Below are 8698 nucleotides of genomic sequence, written 5' to 3'. Positions count from 1 at the left end.
AGCCTGCCAGCCCTGGAAACCAGCGCCGCACAGCGCTGACCAGCGGCGACTCGCCGGCGATCACAGCCGTGTGTCTACGAACTGCGGAACGCGGGAGGTCGATGGGGAGCCAAAAGGGGAGCCACCACAGGCCGACCTACGCCGACTTACCCGGACCGAACACCGCGTCGACGGCCTCAGCGCCCTTGGTGATCACCGGTCTGAGCTGATGGCGGTAGACCTCCCCGGTGATCGCCGGGGAGGAGTGCCCGCACAGGTCGGCGATCGCCTCAATGGGCACACCGCTGTCGCTCATGATCGAGACGAACGAGTGACGCAGTTCCCGGGGCGTCCAGGACTCCCCGATGCCGGCGTTGCGGGTGATGAGCCGGAACGCCCTCCGCACGTTCGCGGCGTCCAGAGCTTTCCCGGTGGGCGTGCAGAACACAAGGTTTTCGTCGTGCCACCGCTTGCCCGCTTTGAGCCGCTGCGCGGCCTGGCGCGTGTGGTGCCTGCGCAACGCCTCCGCGGCCTGCCCGGGGAGTTCCAGTGTCCGGCGTGACCTTTCGGTCTTGGTGTCACCGTTGGCCCGCACGGATCTCCATACGTAGAGGGCGAACTTGTCATGATCAAAACCGGCCTCGGTGACCGGCTGCCATCCCGTCCCGTCGGCGGTCCAGGCCACGACGTGGTCCCACCGCATGGCCCGGGCTTCTTCGGTGCGAATACCGGTCAAGAGGCTGACGACGACGTAGGCGTGCAGCCGCGATGATGTCGCGGCCTGCAGCACGGCCCTGGCCTGGTCGAGTGTGAGCGCCCGGCTCGGGCGTCCGGCGGTCCCCTTCGGGGTCGTGACCAGTTCCGCCACGTTCCGGATGACCATGTCCCGTGCTTGAGCCTGCCGGATCGCGCGCCTGAGGATCGCGTGTACCAGCCGCAGGCTCGCCGAACCGGCGATCCGGATCGGCACTTGCCCATCGGTGCAGCTTGCGCTGGTGGTCGAGTACCCGCCGCTCCGCCGAATACGACCCCGGCCACGACGGTGCGTCGTTATTCAACAACGCTCCTTCCCGACGGCAGCAAAACTGCCATCACACTGCCGCCCTTCCCCACGCGGCCGGCTTTCCCGGCCCCCGAGTACTACGGCGACTCCGCCACGACCCGGCGTCATCAGCGGGCATCGCACCTGCCCCTGGTCCGGCTGGCGGCCGGACAAGACGGGCGACCCCGGGTCGCTTCCCACGTTCACTGAGAACCCTTCTCGACGGTGTCGGTGCCCAGCTTTACCCCGGTGGCATCGCCCGGACCGCACATCGCAGTCTTGGACCGGGCCTCCCGCCGCCCACTCACCCGGCACGACGGAAGAGGAGAGTCCATCGGATCGAGCGCTCTCCAGCACCACAGTGCGGCCCATCCACCAGATTCGGCAGGCCGCTGTCGGCGTACGGGTCCATGTGCAGAGCCAGGTACGAGTAAGTGTGCAGAGGGTGGTCGGGGATCTCGTCCCCAGTGCCACTTACTCGTGTGATCTCAGCGCGTTGGCCAGCTGTGCGATCGGGTCAGCAGTGACGCGGTGCCGGGATTGTCCGGTGGGCCAAGTGGAGAATTCGTCGTCCTGCCAACGTGGGACCAGATGGAAGTGCAGGTGCGGAACCGATTGTTCCGAGTCGGGCCCGCTGGCATGAAGAATGTTCACGCCGCCGGTGCCGAGGGTGACGCGCATGGCCTTGGCCAGGCGCTGGACCAAAGCCATGACCTCGGCGAGCGGTCCGGACGGCGTGTCGAAGATATCGGTGTAGTGATCTGTCGGGATGACCAGTGTGTGTCCTGGCGCGAGGGGGCGTAGCGGCGCGAACGCGGCGACGGAGGACTCACGAGTGACCCAGCACGCGGTGTCCGACTTGAGCCGGTCGCAGAAGATGCAGTCCATGATCAACGATACTGACGCTGTTGGACGATGGAGGAAACTCAGCCGGTGGCGGCGATCTCGGTGTTGACGGCGGCGAGGCGGTTTTTGAGGCGGTAGCTGGGGCCGTTGATGGCGATGACCTCGCAGTGGTGCAGGAGCCGGTCGAGGATGGCGGTGGCCAGGACCGGGCCGATCCCCGGCAGCGCCTGGATCGCGGCATACCCGGCATGGCCGCGCAGCAACTCGGCGATGACCTCCTCCAGCAGGGCGATCTCGCCGGTGTAGATCTCGATCAGCGACCGCAGCGAGGCGACCTTGCCGCGGTAGGGCTGCGGGAGCGGCAGCTCCTCCAGCCACGTGGTGCCGGCCTTGCCGAACAGGTCCGAATGGGTGACCGGGATGCCGAGCTTGGCCAGCACGGCGTGCACCTGGTCCTTGCAGCTGGTGCGCATTCCCACCAGCTTGGCCCGGTAACGGGTCAGCTCCCGCAGGTCCCGCACGCCCTGCGGCGCGATCCACGCCTCGGGGAGCCGGCCCATCGGCAGCAGATCGGCCAGATCGGCCGCGTCCCGCTCATCGTTCTTGACCCGCCGGTAGGTGAACGCCTTCACCCCCAGCGGGTGCGCCAGATGCACCTCGGCCCCCGCCAGCGCGAGCGTGTCGGCCGCCCAGTACCACCCGTACGTCGCCTCGACCACGACCTTCGGGCGCACGCCGGCCTTGGCGATCTCCGCCCGCAACGCGGCCGGAGAGTTGGTGATCCGGGCCTTGCCCAGCCGCTCACCCTCGCCGCTCATCCGCACCAGCACCGATCTTCTGCGGTGCAGGTCCATTCCCACGATCTGCTGCCCGTCATACCCTGCGGACATAGGGGCCTCCATCCTCGACGGGATTGGTGTGATGACCCCGAGTGTCCGCCGGATACCCGGAACCGTCACGGGGAGCGGAGGCCCCGCTCCTTCATCGCATCAGGTTAGGAGAAGGGCTTCACCCCCTGTCCGGAGGTGGCCTGGGTGAGCCGGAAGCTGTCGCCCTGGGTGACGACGACGTGGGCGTGGTGGAGGAGCCGGTCGACGGTCGCGGTGGCCAGGGTCTTGGGCATGATCTCGTCGAAGCCGGAGGGGTGCAGGTTGCTGGAGACGACCAGCGAGCGCCGTTCATAGGCGGCGTCGACCAGACGGTAGAACCCCTCGGCCGCATCGGGTGAGACCGGCAGCAGCCCGATGTCGTCGATGATGACGAGGTCGGAGCGGATCAGGCGGGTCAGCGCGCGTGCGATGGAGTCGTCGACGCGGTGGCGGCGGACCAGCGCACCCAGGTCCTCGATGGTGAACCAGGCGACGCTCATCCCGGCTTCGACGGCGGCTTGTCCGAGGGCTTCGCAGAAGTGGGACTTGCCGGTGCCCAGCGTTATCCGCGGTTTGTTCTTGAACTGAGTTCTTCTTTGCAGGTCAGCACGGTGATGCGATCGCAGCGGCGGGCTGGTCAGCAGGGTTTGGTGATGTTGCTGGGTGGCCGGGTGTCGCCGCGGCGGGCGAGCTCGCGCCGGAGCGCGAGGTTCTCGCCGTGGGCTCGTTCGAGCGCGGCACGGAGTTCCTGGACTTCCTGACGGTGCTGCTTCTTGAGCTGTGTGATCTGGCTGGTCAGGGTCTCGATGATCGTGTTGTCGGTCTCGGCTGGCGGTGGAGGCTGGGTTGATCGGTTCTGGGAGCGCAGGGTTTCAATGCGGCCGCGGAGTTCGGAATGGCCGTAAAGGAAGGTGTGGGAGACTCCGGCTTCGCGTTGGACGGCTTGGAAGGTGACCGGCTCACCTCGTTTGACCAGCGCCCGGATGGCTTGCTCGGCGGCAAGGGTCTTGGCCTGGGATTTGGCGTCGGCGGCGGCCTGCAGGGTGGCGACGCGTCGATCGCGGGAGGTCATGGCCGGTGCTTTCGATGGCGGTTGAGGTCGAGGGTGATCGGGACAGGCCCTGCGGTGGCGGCGGTGCCGTATCCGGCGCCCTGCACCGCTCGTCCGGGGGCGGCTTGAAGCGCGGCCAGGAGGCGGGTCAGGGCGTCGAGTTCGGCTCGGCGCTGGGCGAGCCAGACGTTGTCGGGCGGCATCGGCCGGCCATGGCGATGCTCGAAAGTGCTGGTCGTGCGTTCGATCAGGCTCTCGGTGTCGGCGAGTTGCCGGGCGAGGGCGTCTTGGTGGGTCTGGTCGGTGACGAAGACCGAGCAGGTCAGGCAGGCGTTGCCCTTCTGGCAGGTCTGCAGCGGCGGCAGCAGGCACCAGCCGTTGGGCAGGATCCGGTCGGCGCGGTCGAACAAGTGCAGGCTGTCGTGGTCGTCGCGGGAGAAACTCACCCGCGTGCCGTCGGCCTTGAGTTTGACGGTGGCCAGGAACGCCTGTTCGGCGTGCTCTTCGCGTTGAGCGATGTAGTGCATCGACATCGAGGGGGTGGCGTGCCCGGCGTAACGCTGCAGGACGTGAATGGGCAGGCCGAGCTCGGCCAGCCGGGTCAGCTTGGTGTGCCGGAACCTATGGGTGTGACTGAGATGGACGGATCGGCCTTTGCTGTCGGTGACCTCGACGATTTTGCTGAACTGGCGCAGCCGGTGGTTGTAGGTCCCTGCGCTTCCCCTGAGATCGTGGAGACCGAACCTGGGAGAAGGTTGGGTCGTTGGATACCGAGAGACGCTCGTTCGATCCGGAGTTTCGAGCCGGAGCGGTGCGCATCGTGCAGGAGACCGGCCGGCCGGTTGCGCAGGTGGCGCGTGATCTGGGGATCAACCAGTACACGCTGCACAACTGGGTGAAGAAGGATCGGCTGGCCGATTCTGGCGGGAACGGAGGCGGCGCCCTGTCCAAGTCGTCCAAGGGCTCGGGGCTGAGTGAGTCCGAGCGGGAGGAGCTGGCGCGGCTGCGCCGGCAGAAGGCCGAGATGGCCCGGCGGCATGCTGAGGAGCGCGCCGCGTGGGAGGCCGAGCGCGCTCAGTTGGAGATGGAGCGTGATGACGCCCCTATGTTTGTCAAGCTCGCGTAGTGGCCGTTGTTCCTGGTGAGAGGGCTTGGGTGATGATCGGGAAGACCTCGCGGGCGACGTAGCGTTTCAGGCAGCGGATGATCTCCTTCTTGGACTTTCCTTCGCTGGTGCGGCGTTCGGCGTATGCGCGTGTGCGCTGGTCACGGCCCAGACGGGTGAACACGATGGTGTAGAGGGCGGTGTTGGCGCGGCGGTCACCGCCGCGGTTGAGGCGGTGCCGGGTGGTTTTCCCCGACGACGCCTCGATGGGGTTGACACCGCAGAGCGCGGCGAACGCGGCCTCGCTGGTCAGCCGATCTGGGTTGTCGCCGGCGGTGATGAGCAGGGCCGCGGCGGTGTCGGGGCCGATGCCGGGGCGTTCCAGCAGGTCCGGGGCGCACGAGTCGATGATGCTGGTCAGGTGCCGCTGATGGGAGGCGATCTCCTGCTCCAGCGCCCGGATGCGGTGGGCGAGGGTGCGCAGTACGTGGGCTGCGGCGCTGCCGGTGTCGTGAACGCCGGTGTCGGGCAGGTCTGTGCAGCGGCGGACGAGGGTGGCCAGGCCGAGCCCGGCCATGGACTCGCGCAGGGCGGGTTCGGCGCGGGCCAGCACGGCCCGCAGCTGGTTGATGGCCTGGGTGCGGGCCTTGACCGCCGAGTCCTTGGCGACCTTGAACAGGCGGAGCATCTCGACCGCGCCGTCGCCGGTCTTGGCCGCGGCGGTAGCCTGCCCTGCCAGCACGGCGCGGGCGGCGTTCTCGGCGTCGATGGCGTCGGTCTTGCCGCGTCGGCGGCGGACGGCGCGGTCGGGGCGGTTGACCTCGATCACCTGCACGCCGTGGCGGGCCAGGTGCCGGTTCAGCGCGATGCCGTGCGAACTGGTGCCCTCCACCCCGGCCCGGCGCAGCCGCCCGTGGCCGCGTGCCCAGTCCAGGAGTTCGCTGTAACCGGCGGCGGTTGCGGGGAAGGCTCGGGTACCCAGCAGCATTCCCAGGACGGTGATCACGGCAGCGACGTGGACGTCGGCGTGGGTGTCGACACCGAGGATCACCTGTTCGTCCTGGTGATCCTCGCCCTGCTGAGCGCGGTCGATGGCGGTGTGGTCGGGGGTGCGGCGCATGCAGGTCTCCTTGGCCGGCGGTCATGGGCGGCGACGACCGGGCGAGGAGGTCAGGACTGTGATGATGCATGGCAAGGCCCCTATTGGGACACATCCCCGCCTGGTCGGGCGGCACCACCGGCGCGGGGGCGACAGGTCATCACGAAGGCATCGTGGCCAGTCTCAAGCTGGGTCAGCCCCCGCGCCGAGCGGTGCCTGATCATCCTCACAGTCCTCAAGCGATCAGTGGTCCTCTGGGTGAAGGAGGCGGAGGGCCGGTGAGCGTGGCGGCCTTCATCGCCGACCAGAAGACCGTCCATGACGTCCCCCACGCCGTGGCCTGCCGGGCGCTGGGCGTCTCGCAGTCCTGGTTCTACAAGTGGAGGCAGCGGATCGGGGTCCAGGCGCCGACTGGGCGGCAGCGGCGGCGGGCCGAGCTGGATGAGGCGATCCGCCGGTCCTTCGAGGCGTCCGGGGGCACTTACGGGTCCCCGCGGGTCACCGATGATCTGCGTGAGGAGGGCTGGCGGGTGTCGGTGAACACGGTGGCGGCGCGGATGGTCGAGCTCGGCCTGGCCGGGCGGCCCGGTCCGCGCAGGCGCCGGTCGCTGACCCGCCAGGGCAGGCGGGCGGCGGCCCCGGACCTGGTGCACCGCAACTTCACCGCCGTCGCCCCCGACCTGCTGTGGGTCGGGGACGTGACGCAGATCGACACCGGCGAGGGGCCGCTGTATCTGGCCACGGTGGAGGACATGTTCGCCCGCCGACTGCTGGGGTTCGCGATGTCGCAGCACCATGACGCGGACCTGACGATCGCGTCGCTGCAGATGGCGGCGGCGACGCGCGGCGGTGACGTGGACGGGGTGATCTTCCACTCCGACCGCGGCAGCGAGTACACCGCGTCCCGCCACCAGGCCGTCTGCCGGCGGCTGGGCATCACCCAGTCGATGGGCCGGGTCGGGTGCGCGCTGGACAACGCACCGGCCGAGGCGTTCAACTCCACCCTGAAGGTCGAGTACGTCCACCGGCAGCACTTCGCGACCAGGGCCGAGGCCCGAGTGAAGATCGCGACCTGGATCACCGGGTTCTACAACGTCCGTCGGCGGCACACCGCCAACGACGGGCTCCCGCCGACGGTGTTCGAAGAACTCATGCTGGACAAGAGGAAGGCCACAACAGCCCGCTACGCCGAGGCCAAGGTGGCATAACCAGTCTCCACACTTTCAGGGGATTGACATCCCTGACGAGTAGGGCTTGGTGCCGGTCCGGTTCGCGGTGAGCTGCAGGAACAGGTGCCCAGGCTCGAAGCCGGGGAATCGGTCCAGGACCCACTGCTGCTGTTCCTCGACGATGGCCATGACCTCGGAGTCGACGAGGATGGTGTCGGGGGCGATGTCGATTTTGGTTTGGGCGTAGCGGAACCGGGCGATCTGTTCGCCCTGGGCGGCTTCGGCGGTCCGGCCGGTCGCCGGTGAGAGACAGTCGAACTCGCAGTGGCGGATCTCGCTGGAACGGCGGCCGGTGAGGATCTGCAGCAGGATCATGCGCATGGCCTGCGGGTCGCCGAGGCCGTCAGCGACGATCTGGGCGCCATCGCCGCGGGTGGTGGTCATCTGCTCGCCGCGCAGCAGTCCGAGCAGCGGCAACGCCGCGGTGATCTGGGCGAGGGCGTGGTCGTCGACGTAGTTATCGTCGTTGAGGGCCGGCTCGTGCGGGATCCGGGACAGCTGCCGCAACCAGCCGGCGGAGTGAGCGTCGGTGACCGTCGTCCACGGCTCCGCCAGGGGCCCGAGGACACCGCGGGCCTCGGCCTGGTTAGCGGCCATGAAGGACAGCAGTTCGGCGACGGCCCGTAGATCATCGTTGATCAGCCGGGGGTGGACCTTGGCCGGGATCCGGCGATGCTTGCGGCGGTCGCTGCGGTTGGCCGGATCGGCGTCCCACCGGCGGAACGCCGCAGCCTGGCTCGCCGCGGCGGCCGGGTCGGCCAGGACCTGGCGGGGGTCGTCGAAGGCGACCGCCAGCCACCGGTCGAAGCGGTGCAGGCAGCGCAATCGTTCCTGGCTGACGGTGGTCCAGCGCAGCGCGCCGGACTCCAGCATCGTGCCCAGATACCACTTGACCGCCTCCCGCAGCCACGGGTGGGTGATCAGCGCGGGCGAGCACCCGTAGTGCGCCTGCGGTTCACGTTCCGACAACGGGATCCGAGGGTCGCAGCGGGGATGCCAGTAGTCCAGCTCCCACCAGCGCCCGTCGTGACAGGCCGCGATCAGCGCGGTGCGGGCGAACCGGAAGATGACCCGCAGCCGCGCCCGGACACCGTGCGGTGGGAACCGTCCCCACCGGGTGGCGTAGAACCAGGTCTGCAGCGCGGCCGCGGTCTCCCAATCCAGCTGCCGGATCGAGGGCGGGAAGGGATGATCCTCGGCGATCGCCCAGCGCAGAATGTTGGCGAGCTGGCTGATCGCCAGCACCGACGAGCGGGTGCCATCGGCGGCCTGCCAGTGCGCCATCCACGCCAGCTCGACGGCGATCAGCTCAGGCAGCCCCGTCAGGTTGATCCGGTAGTCGTCGTTCTCGGTGATCGACTCCCAGCCGTCGACGTCGTCACCGAGGCCACGTCCAGGCGGGTGGTGTATGAGAAGGCCACCTCGCGATCTATTAACTAGTTAAGCACCAATTGCCTCAATTGTCACATCGGCATCAT

Annotated in this window: 9 protein-coding genes and 1 pseudogene; 2 read left to right on the top strand and 8 right to left on the bottom strand. The window is 68.5% G+C overall.

The window, feature by feature from the left end:
• Positions 1-136: 136 nt before the first annotated feature.
• The 6 genes and pseudogenes from xerC to ACGFK0_RS37360 form a co-directional block, all read right to left on the bottom strand.
• Positions 137-949, bottom strand: coding sequence for a tyrosine recombinase XerC (xerC, locus tag ACGFK0_RS37385; RefSeq protein ID WP_392913458.1), 813 nt, complete (start codon positions 947-949; stop codon positions 137-139).
• Positions 950-1495: 546 nt separating this feature from the next.
• Positions 1496-1909 carry an HIT family protein gene (locus ACGFK0_RS37380; RefSeq protein WP_392913456.1) on the bottom strand — a complete coding sequence of 138 codons (414 nt, stop codon included), beginning with the start codon at positions 1907-1909 and terminating at the stop codon, positions 1496-1498.
• Positions 1910-1947: 38 nt separating this feature from the next.
• Positions 1948-2757 (bottom strand): transposase, encoded by an 810-nt coding sequence (locus ACGFK0_RS37375; protein WP_392913454.1) that lies wholly within the window; start codon positions 2755-2757, stop codon positions 1948-1950.
• A gap of 104 nt (positions 2758-2861) precedes the next feature.
• Positions 2862-3293 (bottom strand): annotated as a pseudogene (locus tag ACGFK0_RS37370) (ATP-binding protein); the annotation flags it as partial.
• Between the two features lie 80 nt (positions 3294-3373).
• Positions 3374-3808, bottom strand: coding sequence for a DUF6262 family protein (locus tag ACGFK0_RS37365; RefSeq protein WP_392913452.1), 435 nt, complete (start codon positions 3806-3808; stop codon positions 3374-3376).
• A complete protein-coding gene (locus tag ACGFK0_RS37360) occupies positions 3805-4482 on the bottom strand; it encodes a tyrosine-type recombinase/integrase (protein ID WP_392913461.1) in 678 nt (225 codons plus the stop codon). The genes ACGFK0_RS37365 and ACGFK0_RS37360 overlap by 4 nt, the downstream gene beginning before the upstream one ends.
• 68 nt (positions 4483-4550) lie before the next feature.
• Here ACGFK0_RS37360 and ACGFK0_RS37355 point away from each other — a divergent pair, with 68 nt between their 5' ends.
• A complete protein-coding gene (locus ACGFK0_RS37355) occupies positions 4551-4913 on the top strand; it encodes a transposase (protein WP_392913450.1) in 363 nt (120 codons plus the stop codon).
• On the opposite strand, the gene ACGFK0_RS37350 is transcribed toward ACGFK0_RS37355, so the two are convergent.
• Positions 4900-6012 carry an IS110 family transposase gene (locus ACGFK0_RS37350; protein WP_392913448.1) on the bottom strand — a complete coding sequence of 371 codons (1113 nt, stop codon included), beginning with the start codon at positions 6010-6012 and terminating at the stop codon, positions 4900-4902. The two genes, ACGFK0_RS37355 and ACGFK0_RS37350, sit on opposite strands and share 14 nt — an antisense overlap.
• A 257-nt stretch (positions 6013-6269) precedes the next feature.
• On the opposite strand from ACGFK0_RS37350, the gene ACGFK0_RS37345 reads away from it, so the two are divergent.
• Complete coding sequence (locus ACGFK0_RS37345) at positions 6270-7199, top strand: IS3 family transposase (protein ID WP_392913446.1); 930 nt, start codon at positions 6270-6272, stop codon at positions 7197-7199.
• Positions 7200-7214: 15 nt separating this feature from the next.
• Here the strand turns inward: ACGFK0_RS37345 and ACGFK0_RS37340 are convergent, their stop codons facing one another.
• Positions 7215-8504 (bottom strand): hypothetical protein, encoded by a 1290-nt coding sequence (locus tag ACGFK0_RS37340; RefSeq protein ID WP_392913444.1) that lies wholly within the window; start codon positions 8502-8504, stop codon positions 7215-7217.
• Positions 8505-8698 lie beyond the last annotated feature (194 nt).

The sequence above is a fragment of the Spirillospora sp. NPDC048823 genome (genome assembly GCF_043198445.1).
Classification (GTDB): domain Bacteria; phylum Actinomycetota; class Actinomycetes; order Streptosporangiales; family Streptosporangiaceae; genus Spirillospora.
The sequence above is the reverse complement of the archived record's forward strand: the minus strand, read 5'-3'. Positions and strand labels throughout refer to the sequence as shown.

Bases quoted from the DNA above. Each gene is read 5' to 3' on its own strand.
- ACGFK0_RS37375 (WP_392913454.1), bottom strand. From the start codon at position 2,757: ATGTCCGCAGGGTATGACGGGCAGCAGATCGTGGGAATGGACCTGCAC.
- ACGFK0_RS37365 (WP_392913452.1), bottom strand. From the start codon at position 3,808: ATGACCTCCCGCGATCGACGCGTCGCCACCCTGCAGGCCGCCGCCGAC.
- ACGFK0_RS37340 (WP_392913444.1), bottom strand. From the start codon at position 8,504: ATGGCGCACTGGCAGGCCGCCGATGGCACCCGCTCGTCGGTGCTGGCG.
- ACGFK0_RS37350 (WP_392913448.1), bottom strand. From the start codon at position 6,012: ATGCGCCGCACCCCCGACCACACCGCCATCGACCGCGCTCAGCAGGGC.
- ACGFK0_RS37380 (WP_392913456.1), bottom strand. From the start codon at position 1,909: ATGGACTGCATCTTCTGCGACCGGCTCAAGTCGGACACCGCGTGCTGG.